Here is a 17,396-nt window from a genome sequence, read left to right as displayed (position 1 = left end):
ATTTCACATGGAAAAATTAAAATATATAAAAGATTGTTATTTCTGTCAAAATCTTGATTTATATAGCGACAAATGTCCATATGTAAAAGAAGGTGATAAACTTAAAATATGTAATAAATATAAAGAAAAATGAGCATAGTTACATATCATATAAAAACTACAATTAAAGAAATAAACATCGAAAATGCGCCATGCTGCAAATGCGGTGGGGAATTTAAGTTTGAACAACATTGGCATAAGCGAAAAAAGACCAATGAAGGCGTAGTAGCTACATGCAAAGAGTGTGGCGAACTATTTTACAGCATGAACGAAAGAACCATTATAGACAAGATAAATACGATATATGCGGGCGGGCATTATCATTTTTAATTGCATATAACTACTTTATATAAACATCTTATAGAATAATTACTTAAAAATGTAACATTATAAAAAAATATTCGTATAATAATTAACAACTTAAAATAATAATCATGTTAGAAAAAGCACTTCAACAGGCAATACCTGTAAAAATTGACAACGTTTTACATACTTATATCTTAGTATGTGAAAAGATAAAGAATGATCATTCTGAAAAATGTAATGATGGTGAATACTATTCTAAATCGGAGTATATAATTGATTTTAAGAATAAGTATTTCACGTGTGATATTACCATTCATGCTGATGGTGAATTAATTGTTACCGATGCAATATTATGGAATAAATCAGATGATAAAGAAATATTATTTTATTCTGATTATTCATTTGATGAAGCGCAACCGGAAGTTACTGAACCCGGAATAAGTGATATTAATCAATTTGGATTTTAATTTAAAATTAGATAAGATGATACAATTTATTACAAAGACTGAAAGTGTAAAGGCAGAAACATTAAACTGCTTAATTTATGGTGAACCAGGAATTGGGAAAACCTCAATTTCATTCACAAGTGACAAACCTTTATTAATCGATTTTGACGGCGGTTTACAGCGAGCCTGTTACCGTTTGGATTCTGTGAGGGTCGAAACATGGGAGGATGTTATCGAATTGCAGAAATCAAAAGAACTGGCAGAATTTGCACCTAAAACATTAATCATTGATACAGTTGGCGCAATGCTTGATAATTACATTGCCGATTATGTCAAAAAGATTGATCCAAAAAATTCAAGGCGTGGGGGTGAACTTTCCCTTCAAGGTTATGGTGCAATGAAGAATATTTTTAAACAATTTATTGATTGGGCTAAAAGTCGTAAGATAAATTTAATATTCATAGCTCATCACACCGAACAAAAGGAAGGTGACGACGTTAAATTTATTCCTAAAGTAACCGGCGGAAGTTATGATCTTTTACGTCAAAGCATGGATTTAATTGGTTATGTAGAATCTGCTAATAATAAAAGATCAATTGACTTCACGCCACGTGATAGGCATATCGGTAAAGACTGTGCGAATATTGGAGCAATAAATATTCCTTCTGTTGATTCATCAGAATTTACAACATTTTACACTGATATTATTAATCGCACATTGGAAACAATGAACGCATTAAGTAAGAATCAGGCTGAAATATTAGAATTAATAAATGGGTATCGTAAGAAAGTTGAAGAAATTGGAACGGTTGATATGGCCAATGAAGAAATAAAACTTCTTTCTGAAGAAAAAGACAAGGGAATCCAGGTGCAATGCTTCAGGATTTTGCAAGATCGTTGTGAATCTGTTGGGATTATTTATAATAAAGAATCTAAACTTTTTGAAGATGTACAAGATAAAGCCTAGTTTATTGGAATCATACCGGTTAATCAGGGATGGTGAATTTGAAAAGGATATTAATGAATTTCATGATCAGATAAAAGGTATTTTTAAACCCACTGATAAGATGCAATTTGGTACATTAGTGCATCATTATCTTGAAACCGGAAACCCTGAAAAGGGTGAATTGAAGCTATTTGATAAGGAAGTAGAACAGCTGCATGAATTACGAAATGAAAGTAAAGCCTTTATGAATGAAGTAAGGTTTACATTTAATTTAGATTGCTTTCTGGTTAGTTGTGCTATTGATCGGGTGAGTGGTTTGATGGGTGAAGAGATTAAAACGGGAAGTCGGTATTATGGTGTTGATTTCTATGAAAATTCTGTGCAATGGAAATTATATTGTATGGGTTTGAATCTTCATATTTTTAAATACACCCATATCCAGTATAATTCTGTAAGACCTTATAATTTTAACATTAACAGGCCTGAGTTTTTTCCTTATCCTGGAATGTATGGTGAAGTATTAATGCTTTGTCATAACTTCCTTGAGTATTGCAGACTTAACGAACTTGAAAAATATATTAAAATTAAATAAGATGAAAGTAGAAACTAAACACAATGTTCTTTTTCGTATGTTTTTAAGTTGTTAATTAGGGATCGGGGATATTTCTTTACCCCCTCCCTTTTCTTTCAATTAATTGCAGCTACTTTAAAAGTGTTTAATAACTTTAAAATATTGTGTAATGGAATTAGAAGTTAAATATTGCAAAACAAAAGAATTAGACTTAGAAAAATTACTACGAGTAATTATTAGTATTTGCTCTCATCATAAAACACCATGCGAGGCAAAAGTTACACTTAAATTAGATGATTACCCAAACCCCGTAACAATGGTATTGTGCGAATGTTCGTTACTTCCTGATATGGAAATGGAGGAAGCAGAAGTGCTAAGCATGCAATGTGATTACGCTGTTTTTGCTGTAGAAGAGGAAGAAAATATAATAAATACTGCTGATGCTTCGGCTTTCTTTCTAGAAGGTTATTTAGAAGCTCAACGAAGATTACACTAAATGACGACTTATGCGAAATATTATAGAGATACATAAAAAAAGTAATAATGAAACTAACCAACAATAAGAATTGTATAATAATCGACCTGGAAGACAATGAAACATTATCAGATATACAGGTCAGATCTCGTAAATATGGTGAAGATACTGAGCAAGTATGGATAAAAATTTGTAAAATATAACGGTTTGTATATGAGCCGTTGAACGATAACTTAAATTGAAAAACAAATGTAAATATTAACCACTGACCTTGATAAAAGCTACTAACAATGGCTTATATACTTTGTGATAATGCGTTATTAAGGAATGGCAAAACTTAAGTAATATGGGATGGAATGTTACGAGCCACGAAGGTAAAACATGCTACGAGCGTGATGGCATGAGAGTTTTCAGAACACAAGATATTGAAGCAATTGAACGACAAGAAAGAATTGAGGCGGAACAGCGAAATAACAGTGTGCGTTGGGATTGCCACGAAGAAGAGTGGGAAAGCCCCGAAAGTGATTTAACAACAACACAAACGTTGATAATATTCGGAATGTTGATAGCCGCTATACTGTATTTGATTTTCGGGGCTGGCTAATGCATTATAACTAGTTTATATAAACCATTAAATAAATTTCATATAGTAATAATTGACATAATAATAGTAAAAATTGATGCAATACTTGACAAGCGACAATAAAAACATTAAATTAGCGTTTTCATAATAAGGTTTAGTTAGTAGTATTAAGGTTTTTATTCATGGCTTACAAGGGGAGCGTGGTTAGCCCCCCTACTTTAGAGGAAATAAATTAACACGTAAATGAATATATATAAAACATCTGAAAAAATATTAATCTGGATGCACAGAGAAAATATAAACGGTCAACAGATTGCTGATAAAATAGGAATAACAAGACAGGCATGGAGTCAAAAAATGAAATATAACAATTTTACCCCTAACGATCTGTTGACTGTTAAAAGTATGGGATTTAATGATTAAATTTTTTTCTTTTAAAAATTAACATGTAAAAACAATGGCAGAGGGTAAAAAAATTGTTAATATATACGTTGAATGGATTGAAATATTTGAAAATTTATCTGATGAACAAGCCGGAAAATTAGTTAAACATTTATTTAGATATGTTAATGATCAGAACCCTGAATTAAATGATAAGCTTATTAACATGGCGTTTATACCAATAAAACAACAATTGAAACGAGATTTGAAAAAATGGGAGATGATATGTGAAAGAAATAAAATAAACGGAAAGAAAGGAGGTAGGCCAAATAAACCCAAAAAACCCAATGGGTTATTTGGAAACCCAAATAAACCCAAAAAACCCGATAAGGATAAGGATAAGGATAAGGATAAAGATATATTAAATAAACAAAATAAATTTAAAGATGAAGTTAGGGAATTTAAAGGAAAGTATGAGGATAAATTATTAAAAGATTTTTATTTATATTGGAGTGAGCCAACTGAAAAAAAAGATAAAATGAGAAAAGAATTAGAGAAAACTTGGGATACATCCAGGAGATTAAATACATGGTTTAATAGATCAAATAAATAATTATGCAAGAAAAGATAAACAAATTAACAGACATTATTAAGTCGATTAAATCTGAACCTAAAAAGAATTACGCTATTAAATTATTATCTGAGATAGTTGATACTGTTAATAATCAAAATAATGAAATAGACGGATTAATGGCGTGGAAAACTAATAATAAAAAGATTGATATAGAATGCGAATTGCAGAAATATGTTTTATTATTGATATTATACGGATATTCTCAAAAATGGATTAAGTCAATAAGAACAGAAACATTGATTTTTATAGCTAAACATAGAAGTAAATTTGATCATTTTAAAGCTGATGAAATTAAAACAATTGATCTTATGCTTATGAATTACGAATTTGATAATAATAAAACGCCGGAAACATACGAATTATTTAAAAATTACTACGATGCAGTTAAAGGTTAATATTGAAAATAATGTAATTGAGCAAGATATTTACCAGATTTTAAAAGAATCTGCAATTAGGTATGGGGACAAATACGACAAACCAGAACCATTAATAAAATATGTTGATGGTGTCAATGAATATAATTATTTAACAAGAGGAGGTTTAAGCGGTGTATTTGGAAAGCAGAAAAGTAGAAAAACATTTTATTTATCAATATTAATGGCTTCTGCTATTGGAAATACGATAATTGGTGATAGACTTAGGGGGTATACACACGGAATGAATCATTTATGGTTTGATACTGAACAAACAAAATATTATGCCGCAATGATACCTTATAGAATTACAAGAATATTAAACATAGATAAACATCCTGATAATTTTGAATTATATTCAATAAAAAAATACAATACTGAAGATCGCATAAAAATTATAGAGCATAAAATTGAAACAACAAAAAATTTAGGGTTGGTAATAATTGACGGGGTGAGAGATATAATAAAAAACTTTAATGATCTTGAAGAAGTGACAGATTTAATTAATTTACTGATGAAATGGAATGATATTACTGATTGTCATATTTGCCTTGCCTTGCATATTAACCCATTAAAAAAAGGTGACGAGGAAAAGCCAAGAGGTCATTTAGGTACTGAAATTCAGAATAAAGTTGAATCATCTATTGTCATAGAAAAAAATAAAATGGATAAAGAAATGAGTATAATTTCACCCAGAGATTTTAGGGACAAAGATATTAATAAGTTTGGATTAAGGGTTGATAAAAGTGCAGTTCCTTACTTGGTAGATTATGAGGATGAAGAAAAGGAAATATTTTAACACTAAATAATAAGCTATGAAAACAATAATTAATACAAAAGAAGAATTAATTAAATTATTAGATAAAGATGAAAATTTAATAATTAAAAACAATTTAGTTTTAAATATAGATATTTCTATAAAAGGGTCTATCCTATCAGTAGGGTCTATCGAAGCAGTAGGGTCTATCGAAGCAGGAGGGTCTATCGAAGCAGGAGGGTCTATCGAAGCAGGAGAGTATATCGAAGCAGGATGGTCTATCAAAGCAGGAGGGTATATAAAAGCAGTAGGGTCTATCAAAGCAGGAGGGTCTATCCTATCAGTAGGGTCTATCGAAGCAGGATGGTCTATCAAAGCAGGATGGTCTATCAAAGCAGGAGAGTATATCAAAGCAGGAGGGTATATAAAAGCAGTAGGGTCTATCGAAGCAGGATGGTCTATCGAAGCAGGAGGGTCTATCGAAGCAGGAGGGTATATCAAAGCAGGAGGGTCTATCGAAGCAGGAGAGTATATCTTTTCATTTTATTATGAAATAATATGTAAATTTATAATTACGAAAAAATTACCATTTTACAGAAAATATTATTCTCAATTACTTCCTGAATATTCAGATATAATTGAAGATGATGGTAATTGTTGGGGTGATATTAAAATAAAATTAATGCCTTATTCTAAAAAAATATTAAATAAAAAATGTTGGCATCCAATAATTAAAGCACAGATAAAAATGTTTTTTGGATTATCGGAAAAAGAAATATTATAAAATTATGAAACTACAAGACATTAAATCAAATGAAGATGTTATCATATTTATTGAAGGCATCATAAATGATTATGTTGAATTCGGTATATCAACAAAAGAAGATATGATAACAGATACTTTGGAACTTATCGCTTTTTGCGTTAATAAATCAAAGAAAAAAGAGGTCCCGGAATTTATCAAGAAAATTATTGATGAGATAGATCAGGATAAAATACTTGGTAAGGTGAATGAAGATTTAGATATCTTTGAAACTCACAAAAGAAAGATATATATATCGATAGCTAAGAAAGTGAAATTTTGTCTCGATAATGAATATTATCATGAATTAGAAAAGCTATTTGACAGCATTGGTGTTTATCCTGAAAAAGAAATAAATGAGTATAGAAAAAAGGGATATTTAAAAAAGTAAAACGGATTATAAATGATGTCATATAATTAGTATTATGTTAAATAGATAAACCATGAAAGAAATACAAATACAATTCAAATCAGAAACCGGATTATCAGCTTTTGATGAAATAGAAGTTGATCAGATGAACGAACCTTTATATTGGGAAGTATTACAGGAAAATACTAAAGGAGAGATAATATCCATGATTAGATATGATAATGATAATAATCTTAAGGATTGCATAGTATTAGAAAAAACAAATATTGTTATTGATCAGCGATGGAAAGAAGTTAAAATTTACAAACCGGAATATGTAGAATGGCTGGAAAGTAAAATTTCTAAACCATGAAACAAATAGAAAAATAACAACATAAAATAAGGATATGAAAAGATTTTGCGGATTATTAATAATACTTGCCGCTTTATATTTACTGATGGTAAGTATCGTTTTTGTTCCTGATTTATTTAAGCATAGAAATATTAAAAAAGAATATGATTGTTTAAATAATTCATGTGATAGTATGAGAGTAAAGGTATTAAAAGATACTTTAAAACTTCGAGGTAATAAAAAATAATTATTAATTAAAATATATCGAAAAATGACAAAAAATGAATTACATCAAATACATATGAGATATTTTCACAATGAAAAACAATCTCCAATTATTAATATGGCAACACATATTGCAACATATACAGGTAATGAAAATACTAGACAAAAAGCATTTGAAAAAAACAGAAGTGTATTAATTCATGATTCTTCTAAAAAAGGAACATTTATAGGAAATCTTAAACAAACATATAAATTTTAGAAAGATGAAAAAAACAGCAACAAAACAACATTTAGTTGAAGCTTTACGCATAGAAATGGATATGCAAAGAAAAGATGCTGAAAAGGCATTAAATATTGTTATGGGAACAATAATAAAGCTAAATAAAAAACGTTTTGACGTTCAGTTACGTGGGTTTGGCACCTTCCAAGTTAAAACAAGAAAAGAAAAGCAATGTAACTTGCCTACATGTACGATCAGATTACCAGAACAAACAGTTGTAAAATTCAAACCGCATTATGATATTGACTAATATCATTTTATTGACTATTTTTGTATAGTTCTTTGAATAAAATATAGTATGGGAGGATTAAAAAAACTGTCCTGTGAAACAGTTTGAAGTTGTGATGCCTATCAGACGGGTTAATTCTGACCTCCCAGGGTTGTTCATCCACCAACCTCATTTGAGCAGTTAATCACAGAATCACCGTTGACCACTACGATAGTGTGGATAATTTTAATTGAAAGATGGAAGTAAAAACAAACATAAAAACAACATTTTCTTTGATTAGTAAAAAAGCTATTCGAAAAATCACAAAGATAGAAGCTGAAAAACTTCTTAATAATATTACTATCAAAAATTAGATAAGATGTTAACAATATCATTTTATGATACAGTATTTACAATTACAGTAATTGTTCACAGGAACAGCATGATTTTATTATGAATGAACTTTATAATTATCTGAAACATGAAAAATCAAAAAAGAGCCGGCGCACCGTTCGGAAACAAAAACGCTGAAAAGTGGACATTCAGAAAGTCAATAGAATTGTTTAACAAAGCTATTGAAATGGCAAATGAAAAGTCATATCAACAAATACCAGTATCCGGTGGCATGCCTATAAAAAAAGAACAAGGTTTTAAATATGACTTTATAGGTGAGATAGCTTCAGAACTTGGTTTGTACAAGGAAATATTCACAAACTTGGTTAATCGTTTTCCTTCATTAAAGAAAAAACATAACTTATTGATAACTAAATTAGAATCAAATTGTTATTATAACGGTAAAAACGGAAACATCAAAGAAGCAAGTTCAATAATGAACCTTAAATCTAATCACGGATGGACTGACAGAACTATTAACACGCAAATTATACAAGAGCAACGTAAATCAGTAGACGAACTTTTCCCAAAAGATGAAGAAATAAATGGCACGGAAAATTCCTAAAAACTTTTCGCACCTTGTAAATGCTTACAACAGTGGAAAGAGGGGATCAGTTTTAGAAGGTGGATCAAGATCAAGAAAGACATGGTCATCCTTAGATTTTATTGTATATCTATGTACTCGTAAGGTTACTAACAAAGTTATTAACATAATTCGTGAAACATATTCTTCTTTCAAAACAACATTACACAACGATTTCAATAAAAGACTTCCCGATTTCGGAATAGTATCACCTTTTGAAGATGTCCAGGAAGTAAAATCCTTTAAGCTATTTTCAAATAGAATAAACCTGATCGGGGCTGATAAGGTAAGCAGCTTTGAGGGAATGGGCTGTGATTTTGCTTACTTCAATGAGATGATTAATATATCTAAACACATTTTTGATCAGCAAGAAATGAGATGCTCACTATTTTGGTGGGGGGATTATAACCCCAAATATGGTGACCACTGGATTTATGACAATGTATGCAAAAGACCAGATGTTACATATTTGAAAACAACGTTCTTAGATAATCCATTCGCACCGGAACAACAGGTAAAAAAAATATTAAGCTATGAACCCACAGAAGAAAATATACGCAATGGAACAGCCGATTTGAACAAGTGGGAAGTGTACGGCTTGGGATTACGTGCATCCCCTGAAGGATTAATTTTTCCATACACAAATAAATATATTGATCTGCCATTAAAAAAACTTTACCAGATATTTGCAATTGACTGGGGTGGTAATGATCCCACAACATTGGTGGAACTAAACATATCAGAAACAGATCACGAAATTTATATCAAACAACATTTATACACCCCACAAATATTAAACAGTAAATTGATCGAACTGTTAAGAGAAGTGAATCCCGATAATAAAATTGTTGTGGTTGATAGCGCACGGAAAGATAAAAAGTATGAGTTATTAATGGCCGGTATGCAAGTTCATGGTGCAACAAAAGGTGAAGGTTCAATCATTGACGGTATAGACCGGATGAAAGAATATAAGATATTTGTACATGAAGATTCAAAGGATGCACAGAATGAATTTGACAACTATGCATGGGCAATTGATAAAAAAACTAATAAACCATTGAATGAACCAATTGATGAATTTAATCACATCATTGATGCTTGCAGATATGCATTAAGATTTTATAAAAGAATTATTAACCCTTAAATTTGATAAGATGATTAAAAGACTAACATTAAGAAAAAGGCTAAAAAAAGAATTGGCTTATCATGAAAATTTAGTGATAACTAAACGTCAGCAGCAGGAACATATAAGGAAAAATTTTCAACCTGGTAAAGAGCGAATAGATAAAGTTGTGAGACTTGATATTGATATCAGTCATATAAATGAAATTATCAAAGTATTAAAATCATTGCTTTAAAATTGAAAATTATTTAATGATGTCCCGACAAAACAAAAATGAAAATCAATAAAATCGATAAAATATTAACATTATGAAAATAAAATATTGTATGGTTTGTCAGCGTGATGATAAACTTATAGTTTCAGCTAAAAAAGAAAAACATACTTATGATCTTGTTTCTGAATTATTAAATGGTGGATATAGGGTTGTAAATATTGAAAAAATACGTAAATATTTATTCTTTATCGATCAAGTAAATATTACATTAGTTAATTATAAATTATCAATGGAATATTATGTATCAATAGAAGATTACGAAAAAGCAGATTATTATAATAAACTTTTAAATGAACAATAAAATGATAAATCAACCAAATAAAGATAGAACAACAGTCCCGCCAAAAGGAACAGAAAGGAACAGATATTTTTATCTACCCTACATTGCATTAAGCAAGATCACACAAAAAGAAGTATTTTCAAATATATGCCTTAGAACAGAAGGCGGATATATCAATCATGATATTGCAATCAAAACAATATTATCATTGAACAAACATTACAATCCTGTTATCCTTAACATTATTGAAATGAGTAAGGAAGAATTTGAACAGTTCAGCGCAAAGCAAGATTTTAAAGAATTAAAAATTATAAAATGAAATATATTAAATTATTGCTTGGTATATTTTGGATATTATTTTTTAGTTATTTGTCTAATGTGTTTATAACATGGCAATGGTCTTTTAATGTTAATATATATCTAAGATCATTAATTACTTTATTATTACTTTTTATCATTGGTTATTTATTAGCAAGTGCAAATCATGATCCCAATAACAATAAACGGTAAAAAATATCAGATAAAATCAATAGATGAATTAACAGCAAGAGAATTCATCGAAGTGACCAGGATTGAAAATATGGATAAGATAAAGTATCTTGAATGGTCCACTAAATGCAAATATGAGATTATCTATACCACAAAAATATCACCACAAGTATTGGAGTTAATTGGAGATATTGAAAATATCGGAGATATTCCAGTCCCTAAATTCTTATTAAATAAACATGTCAACAGCTATAAAATAGAAACTATCGGACAAAGGTTTCAGATAGAAACATCAAAATATGAAGGATATGACATGCTTGTCTTTATTGTTGCAGTTGCTTTTGTCAATAATCCTGACATATCAAAAGTCACTTATTTTATGAATATTCTGTATGATCAAAACTATAAGGATGTCATGGCAGTGGGCAATTTTTTTTTTCAGAATTTTATGAATGGCAACAATACCGGAACGAGCTTTTTCTCAAAAATAATATACCGGATGAAAATGTTACTATTAAAAAGCAAGCAGGGATAGACAATCTAAACAAATATTCAAATTACGCTGAAATCATTACATTATCTGAGATTCTAAACCTTCCTTTCGATGAGGTAATGAAACAAAATGATATTTTAAGTACAAAATTATTGCTTTATAATTTGGAAAAATCTAACTTTGAAATAAAATTTAGCAAATTAATGTCTAAGAAGAAATGAGTTTAATCACTGATATACAAACAATCGTTAAGGACATTGAGCCGGATTGTACTTATAGATTATCTTCATATTTTAAAGCAGCCGTCACCTCTTCCCAGGTAAAAAAATATAATTATCCACTTATTATTCTTGATAATGAATTACCAAAGAATAATGAGATAATGAAAAATGCAAAGCTTCAATCGGAAGCAAGGATAAGAATATATTTTCTTTCTCATGATAATGATCCCCACAGAACAGATTTAGAACGCGAAATAATATGTCAGGAAATGGAAGATATTGCCAATCGTGTTTTTATAAGAATCTTTCAATTAGATGAGGTAAAAATAGTAAATAACTCTAACCCTAAATTTACTGTTCAAAGAGTGTTTAATACTTTTGCAACCGGATTAATAGGTGTAAGGGGTGAGATGTTGGCTAATGAACAATTGTTAATAAACTGGTGTTAACAAAAAATTATAATTATGGCGCAACAAATAATTAATGTAGGTTCGGTTGCGAACGATGGTACGGGTGATGATCTAAGACCGTTATTTATAAAAATAAATGAGAATTTTACAGAGCTTTATGACTTAATAAGAGCTGAAGGCAATGTCGCAGTAACCGCCGGATCAAATGTCATTTCTTTTTCCTCGGCTTTTTCCTCGGCTGCTTATAGTTTACAGGTATTCGATTTTTCAGGATCGGTAGGTTTTGAAATTACGGCTCAGGATGCAAATGGATTTACTCTTAACTGCATTGATGCAGGAGCAATTAATTACATAGCAATTTTAAATATATAAAATATGAAAAAATTATTATTGTTAATAACGCTGTTAATAACTACATTAACGTACAGTCAAAAACTTAGTTTAGCTGTTGATAGTGCCGGACAAGTGGCAAGTGATTCTATCTATCAATTTTCAAATTACAATGTGGCCGGATTAGATTGGAGCTTGACCATAGAATCTGATACATGCGATTCTGTTATATTTTCAATTGGTGGTTCAAACTGGGAATTAAACACGCTTACACATGTTTATACTTTTGATGCATTGACCGGATATCCTGATACATTTGTACGAGCTGCAAATCTTGATACAATTAACGGGACACCTATTGAGACAAAATCATATTACGGGACAAATTTCCCTTTTGTAAATCCGGCTATCAGATTTTATAAACATGCTACTTTCAAAGATACAGTGAATTTTAAATTATTATTTTTCAAGTAATGGATGATCTGATTATCATACAGGGAGATACATTAACACTTAGTTTGGCGTTTACTGATGAGAATGGTGACGCTTTTTCTCTTGTTGGGGGTACGGTATTTTTTACCCTAAAAAGATATGAAGATAAAACGTCTAGTGATGATAATGCAGTATTACAGATAGATCAAGATACTCACGTTGATGGAGCAGCAGGATTGACAGAATTAACAGCATCAGCAACAGAGACAAGGGCAATACCAATAGGAAATTATAAATTTGACATACAGTTTGTTGATGGATCAGGAAATGTAAGCAGTACAACAAAAGGAAATGCAGAAGTGACCGACGATGTGACAAAAAGAATATCATGAGCAATATAAATGTTGAAATAGTAAGACATTCAATAAATGTTACGATGAGGCGGGTTCCTGTCTCTGCCTCAGGTAGTGGTGACATGCTTAAATCTGTTTATGATACTGATAATAATGGCGTAGTAGATAACTCCGAGCAATTGAATAGTCAAGATGCTGAAGTATATTTACAGGAACCGATTGCAATAGCAATATCCAATTTTGAAATTGATCTTGAGACAGGCACAGGGGTTGCATATTTCGATATTCCTTATAGTTTTACTTTATTGGATGTTTATGCAACGGTAAGCGTTGCCCCGGTGGGTTCTAATATAATAATTGATATAAATGAGGCGGGTGTTTCTATCTTAGGTAATAAGATAGTTATTGAAGTAAATGAAGTAAGCAGCGAAACTGCATCAACACAACCGACAATAACAGATGATCAACTGGCAGCAAATGCAAGGATAACATTTGATATTGATCAAATTGGTGCTTCAACCCCAGGACAAGAAGCGATTGTTTATTTAATAGGTTATAGAAATTTATGAAAGTTTTAAGAAGGGAAATATTAGAAGATAAAGAAACTTTGGATATCGTCAATTATCCACGTCATGATAATGGTATTATTGAGGGATTATCAGACAATATTAAATTTTATCATATCATAGATAATCCGCCGCCTTATGATCGGTTAACTCATAGGTTAATAATTGATGGATATGATTTTATAGAGACAGGTCATATAGGAGAGGCTTACAAGTTATATAGATTGGAGCAGTTGACAAATGATGAGATTATTGCAAATCTTAATAATTCATTAGGTGAGCATTTAGATAATAATTATCCGGCTTATGAAGAGACAAAACATCTTGCCCAGATTTTAAGATTATCATTAGTAAAAAATAAAGATACTTGGAACACACAAGATAATGCCCGATTTAACTATATGCTTTCTATGGGTGATTGGCAAGCAAAATGCAGGGATGAAAGAGACAGGAGAGAAGAAGAATTAATTAATAATGGTGTTTTACCGTCATTTGAATGGGATGAAAAACCAGATAAACCAGTATTAGCAAGAAATTGGAAATTTAATTTATAAAATTATGTTATTAAAATGCGTTGTTTTTTCGATATCAGAAGACAGGATAATTAATTATAATTATATAGTTGAAACTGATAATTTACCTATTCAGGGACTTGATCCTGATCTTAAAGTTTATGGGGAGCATTACACAAACTCGGAACCTCCTTATGATTCAAGGGTGCAGACACTTGATATATTAAAAAGCATGGTTGATAATCCTCATCCTACTTACCCGGATTTATTAACTTATCAGGTAACATATGATCTTAGCAGAAAGACAAATGCTGAATTAAACGATGCTGTTGATGCTATGGAGGCATATGTTAATAACATTCTTTTACCGGAAGATAAAGGAAGGGTTGGAAAACAACAGCGATATCTTAAGATTTTAAATAAACGCGCGCAAGGAATTCCATTAAATACAGTTGAGGAAACTCTTAGCTTAAGCATGGACACTGTTGCGGATGCCATGAATGATAATGCAGATAATGCAGATCAGATAAAAGATTTTATAGAAAATAATCCAACTGCTATACCTGATTTAGATAGCGGATGGACTGAAACAATATAATGATGGATAAAGCGCCATTATTATTAAAACCAGATAAAAAGAAAATGATTTTTATCAACTCACATAGGGGAGGAATAAACCCAAATTCATTTATAACTGAGTGGACTGTGCCAAATGGTAATTTCACTTTACCGTTAAGAACTGGGTTTAATTATAATTTTGAGGTAGACTGGGGAGATGGCAGTTCTACATCAATAGTAACTGCATATAACGATGCTGATGCAACGCATAATTATTCAGCTGGAACTTATCAAATTAGTATATCAGGAACATGTGAAGCTTTTTATATAAATAACGGTTCAGTAAAATCATATTTGGATAAAATAATACAGTGGGGAAATGTTGGATTTACTAATTTACAAAAAGCTTTTTATGGTTGTAGTAATTTATCATCTGTTGATGATACAACTGGTTCTTTTTTAAGTAATGTTACTGATATGGGTAGTATGTTTGTCGGATGCACATCTTTAACCACTTTAGATGTTTCGAATTGGAATGTTAGTAACGTTACTAACATGCAATATATGTTTTATAATTGTAACTCTTTAACAGCGTTAGATGTTTCGAATTGGAATGTTAGTAACGTTACTAACATGGGTACTATGTTTTACAATTGTAACTCTTTAACCACTTTAGATGTTTCGAATTGGAATGTTAGTAACGTTACTAACATGGGTAGTATGTTTAACAATTGTACATCTTTAACAGCGTTAAATGTAGCCAATTGGGATGTTACTAACGTTACTAACATGCAATATATGTTTTATAATTGTAACTCTTTAACAGCGTTAGATGTTTCGAATTGGAATGTAAGTAATGTTACTGATATGGGTAGTATGTTTTACAATTGCACATCTTTAACAACATTAGATGTGGCCAATTGGGATGTAAGCAACGTTACATATATGGCTGGTATGTTTAGATACTGTACTTCTTTAACCACTTTAGATGTAGCCAATTGGGATGTAAGCAGTGTTACACATATGGATACTATGTTTTACAATTGCACATCTTTAACCACTTTAGATGTTTCGAATTGGAATGTTAGTAACGTTACTAACATGCAATATATGTTTAACAATTGTAACTCTTTAACAGCGTTAGATGTTTCGAATTGGAATGTTAGTAACGTTACTAACATGCAATATATGTTTTATAATTGTAACTCTTTAACAGCGTTAGATGTTTCGAATTGGAATGTAAGTAATGTTACTAATATGGGTAATTTCGCAACAAACGTAAATATTTCGACTTCCGTATATGATGCTGCTTTAATTTATTGGGATGGATTGATATTATATTCTGGATTGACGTTTGATGCAAATTTAGCTAAGTATACAAGCGGTGGAGCGGCAGAGGCAGCAAGAACAAGCATAATAAATAACGATAACTGGACAATTAACGACGGCGGAGCCGTTTAAAATTATAAATATGAAAACACGTTTATTAACAATTTTATTAACAATTGCCTTGAGCTTTTCGGCTTTCGGGCAATGGACATTGACAAAAAAATATTACAAGTTTACCGAGGGATTAATTCCTTATAAGACAGGTGTTGAGCGTGATACTATTACTGGATGGCGTTGTCTTGATATAAATTGTGATAGCATAATGTTTTATGTTTTAGTAAATGGAGTTGAAGACTCGGTGCAACTTGGTGGTATTGCAGGTGGTGGTATAAGTGAAAGAATTACATTAAGTGATAATGAAATTGCATATGGTATTGGAAGTAATTATGTTGATGGTTCTTATAAACTTCAGTATGATGTTGATAATAATATCTTTATTCTTCTTTCGGATAATGAGGCATTATTTGAATTAGATTTTTCTGGGATAAATCCTTATGTAACTATAAATACAGTTGATCCGAGCGAATATGGATTAACATATAATTTTATGAATAACAATTATTACATTGAAAATGATCAGAGCGGAGATAGGCCGATAGAAGTATTTGGAGGATTGACACAAAACGATGTTCAATTAAAGATAGATAGCTTACAATTATATATATTATATGATACTGATACTGTTATAAAAATAACTGAAGATACTACTGTTCATATATTTAAAAATTTATTTATTGATGGACATGCAAGTCGTAATAGATATGAGGCAGCCGCATATCTTGATCCAGATTCGACAATACAAACGAGCGTAACTACTGCATGGACATTTCTAGGTGCAGGATCAGCTAATAAATTTACTAATTTTGATACAGAAGGATTTTTATTTGATGGTGATACTTTACAATATGATCAGGATGTCACAGATTTAAGAGATTCTGTTGAATTTAATATATCATATACAAGTCAAAGTGCTTCTGATGCTGTTTCAAAAACTGTTTATACTGGAATATTTATCAAAAGCACAGGTGATGATTATCGAGAAATCAGGCATTTAACAAAAACATCACGAACAACGACAGCAGGCGTTTATTATCCTGGCCCTACTTGTACAATTATGCCATTATGGCTAAAAGATGGTGATAAGATTCAGATAAGAGCAAAAGGAGGTAGTTCATATACATTAAGCACTCAAACATTTGGTATTTATTTAAGGGAGGAATAGC

Annotated in this window: 29 protein-coding genes; all 29 read left to right on the top strand. The window is 30.6% G+C overall.

Annotated features, from left to right (window positions below):
• The first annotated feature begins 129 nt into the window (after positions 1-129).
• The 29 genes from AC220I_RS04410 (at position 130) to AC220I_RS04270 (ending at position 17,395) form a co-directional block, all read left to right on the top strand.
• Complete coding sequence (locus tag AC220I_RS04410) at positions 130-369, top strand: hypothetical protein (RefSeq protein ID WP_486722614.1); 240 nt, start codon at positions 130-132, stop codon at positions 367-369.
• Positions 370-473: 104 nt separating this feature from the next.
• Positions 474-812: a hypothetical protein gene (locus AC220I_RS04405; protein ID WP_486722613.1), complete on the top strand. Its 339-nt coding sequence runs from the start codon at positions 474-476 to the stop codon at positions 810-812.
• Positions 802-1,758: an ATP-binding protein gene (locus tag AC220I_RS04400; RefSeq protein WP_486722612.1), complete on the top strand. Its 957-nt coding sequence runs from the start codon at positions 802-804 to the stop codon at positions 1,756-1,758. The genes AC220I_RS04405 and AC220I_RS04400 overlap by 11 nt, the downstream gene beginning before the upstream one ends.
• Entirely contained in the window at positions 1,739-2,329 is a 591-nt protein-coding gene (locus AC220I_RS04395; protein ID WP_486722611.1) for a hypothetical protein, read from the top strand. Before AC220I_RS04400 ends, AC220I_RS04395 begins: the two co-directional genes overlap by 20 nt.
• A gap of 148 nt (positions 2,330-2,477) precedes the next feature.
• On the top strand, positions 2,478-2,804 hold the full coding sequence (locus AC220I_RS04390) for a hypothetical protein (protein WP_486722610.1): 327 nt from the start codon (positions 2,478-2,480) through the stop codon (positions 2,802-2,804).
• A gap of 379 nt (positions 2,805-3,183) precedes the next feature.
• Entirely contained in the window at positions 3,184-3,387 is a 204-nt protein-coding gene (locus tag AC220I_RS04385) for a hypothetical protein (protein ID WP_486722609.1), read from the top strand.
• 436 nt (positions 3,388-3,823) lie between these two features.
• Entirely contained in the window at positions 3,824-4,360 is a 537-nt protein-coding gene (locus tag AC220I_RS04380; RefSeq protein ID WP_486722608.1) for a DUF6291 domain-containing protein, read from the top strand.
• A 2-nt stretch (positions 4,361-4,362) separates the two neighbouring features.
• On the top strand, positions 4,363-4,776 hold the full coding sequence (locus AC220I_RS04375) for a hypothetical protein (protein WP_486722607.1): 414 nt from the start codon (positions 4,363-4,365) through the stop codon (positions 4,774-4,776).
• The gene (locus AC220I_RS04370) at positions 4,760-5,593 is read left to right on the top strand and encodes an AAA family ATPase (protein ID WP_486722606.1); all 834 of its coding nucleotides are present in this window, start codon (positions 4,760-4,762) and stop codon (positions 5,591-5,593) included. The genes AC220I_RS04375 and AC220I_RS04370 overlap by 17 nt, the downstream gene beginning before the upstream one ends.
• Before the next feature lie 16 nt (positions 5,594-5,609).
• Entirely contained in the window at positions 5,610-6,335 is a 726-nt protein-coding gene (locus AC220I_RS04365) for a hypothetical protein (protein ID WP_486722605.1), read from the top strand.
• A gap of 4 nt (positions 6,336-6,339) precedes the next feature.
• On the top strand, positions 6,340-6,744 hold the full coding sequence (locus AC220I_RS04360) for a hypothetical protein (protein WP_486722604.1): 405 nt from the start codon (positions 6,340-6,342) through the stop codon (positions 6,742-6,744).
• Positions 6,745-6,796: 52 nt separating this feature from the next.
• Positions 6,797-7,075 (top strand): hypothetical protein, encoded by a 279-nt coding sequence (locus AC220I_RS04355; protein WP_486722603.1) that lies wholly within the window; start codon positions 6,797-6,799, stop codon positions 7,073-7,075.
• A gap of 250 nt (positions 7,076-7,325) precedes the next feature.
• Complete coding sequence (locus tag AC220I_RS04350) at positions 7,326-7,538, top strand: hypothetical protein (RefSeq protein ID WP_486722602.1); 213 nt, start codon at positions 7,326-7,328, stop codon at positions 7,536-7,538.
• Between the two features lie 4 nt (positions 7,539-7,542).
• Positions 7,543-7,809: an HU family DNA-binding protein gene (locus tag AC220I_RS04345; RefSeq protein WP_486722601.1), complete on the top strand. Its 267-nt coding sequence runs from the start codon at positions 7,543-7,545 to the stop codon at positions 7,807-7,809.
• A gap of 439 nt (positions 7,810-8,248) precedes the next feature.
• A complete protein-coding gene (locus tag AC220I_RS04340) occupies positions 8,249-8,725 on the top strand; it encodes a hypothetical protein (protein WP_486722600.1) in 477 nt (158 codons plus the stop codon).
• Positions 8,706-9,887 (top strand): PBSX family phage terminase large subunit, encoded by a 1,182-nt coding sequence (locus AC220I_RS04335; RefSeq protein WP_486722599.1) that lies wholly within the window; start codon positions 8,706-8,708, stop codon positions 9,885-9,887. The genes AC220I_RS04340 and AC220I_RS04335 overlap by 20 nt, the downstream gene beginning before the upstream one ends.
• 10 nt (positions 9,888-9,897) lie before the next feature.
• Positions 9,898-10,101, top strand: a complete 204-nt coding sequence (locus AC220I_RS04330; RefSeq protein WP_486722598.1) for a hypothetical protein — start codon at positions 9,898-9,900, stop codon at positions 10,099-10,101.
• A gap of 73 nt (positions 10,102-10,174) precedes the next feature.
• A complete protein-coding gene (locus AC220I_RS04325) occupies positions 10,175-10,441 on the top strand; it encodes a hypothetical protein (RefSeq protein ID WP_486722597.1) in 267 nt (88 codons plus the stop codon).
• Entirely contained in the window at positions 10,431-10,739 is a 309-nt protein-coding gene (locus AC220I_RS04320; RefSeq protein ID WP_486722596.1) for a hypothetical protein, read from the top strand. The genes AC220I_RS04325 and AC220I_RS04320 overlap by 11 nt, the downstream gene beginning before the upstream one ends.
• Positions 10,740-10,904: 165 nt before the next feature.
• Entirely contained in the window at positions 10,905-11,444 is a 540-nt protein-coding gene (locus tag AC220I_RS04315) for a hypothetical protein (protein ID WP_486722595.1), read from the top strand.
• A 175-nt stretch (positions 11,445-11,619) separates the two neighbouring features.
• Positions 11,620-12,072, top strand: coding sequence for a hypothetical protein (locus AC220I_RS04310; RefSeq protein WP_486722594.1), 453 nt, complete (start codon positions 11,620-11,622; stop codon positions 12,070-12,072).
• Positions 12,073-12,087: 15 nt separating this feature from the next.
• Positions 12,088-12,405, top strand: coding sequence for a hypothetical protein (locus AC220I_RS04305; protein WP_486722593.1), 318 nt, complete (start codon positions 12,088-12,090; stop codon positions 12,403-12,405).
• Positions 12,406-12,408: 3 nt separating this feature from the next.
• Positions 12,409-12,837 (top strand): hypothetical protein, encoded by a 429-nt coding sequence (locus AC220I_RS04300; protein ID WP_486722592.1) that lies wholly within the window; start codon positions 12,409-12,411, stop codon positions 12,835-12,837.
• Entirely contained in the window at positions 12,837-13,187 is a 351-nt protein-coding gene (locus tag AC220I_RS04295) for a hypothetical protein (RefSeq protein WP_486722591.1), read from the top strand. The genes AC220I_RS04300 and AC220I_RS04295 overlap by 1 nt, the downstream gene beginning before the upstream one ends.
• Positions 13,184-13,717: a hypothetical protein gene (locus AC220I_RS04290; RefSeq protein ID WP_486722590.1), complete on the top strand. Its 534-nt coding sequence runs from the start codon at positions 13,184-13,186 to the stop codon at positions 13,715-13,717. The genes AC220I_RS04295 and AC220I_RS04290 overlap by 4 nt, the downstream gene beginning before the upstream one ends.
• Positions 13,714-14,268 (top strand): hypothetical protein, encoded by a 555-nt coding sequence (locus AC220I_RS04285; RefSeq protein ID WP_486722589.1) that lies wholly within the window; start codon positions 13,714-13,716, stop codon positions 14,266-14,268. Before AC220I_RS04290 ends, AC220I_RS04285 begins: the two co-directional genes overlap by 4 nt.
• Positions 14,269-14,272: 4 nt before the next feature.
• A complete protein-coding gene (locus AC220I_RS04280) occupies positions 14,273-14,824 on the top strand; it encodes a hypothetical protein (RefSeq protein ID WP_486722588.1) in 552 nt (183 codons plus the stop codon).
• The gene (locus tag AC220I_RS04275; RefSeq protein ID WP_486722587.1) at positions 14,824-16,245 is read left to right on the top strand and encodes a BspA family leucine-rich repeat surface protein; all 1,422 of its coding nucleotides are present in this window, start codon (positions 14,824-14,826) and stop codon (positions 16,243-16,245) included. Before AC220I_RS04280 ends, AC220I_RS04275 begins: the two co-directional genes overlap by 1 nt.
• A gap of 10 nt (positions 16,246-16,255) precedes the next feature.
• Entirely contained in the window at positions 16,256-17,395 is a 1,140-nt protein-coding gene (locus AC220I_RS04270) for a hypothetical protein (RefSeq protein ID WP_486722586.1), read from the top strand.
• The last annotated feature ends 1 nt before the right edge of the window (position 17,396 follow it).

It is taken from the genome of Fusibacter sp. (genome assembly GCF_057447755.1).
This window is presented reverse-complemented; position numbering and strand designations above follow the sequence as displayed.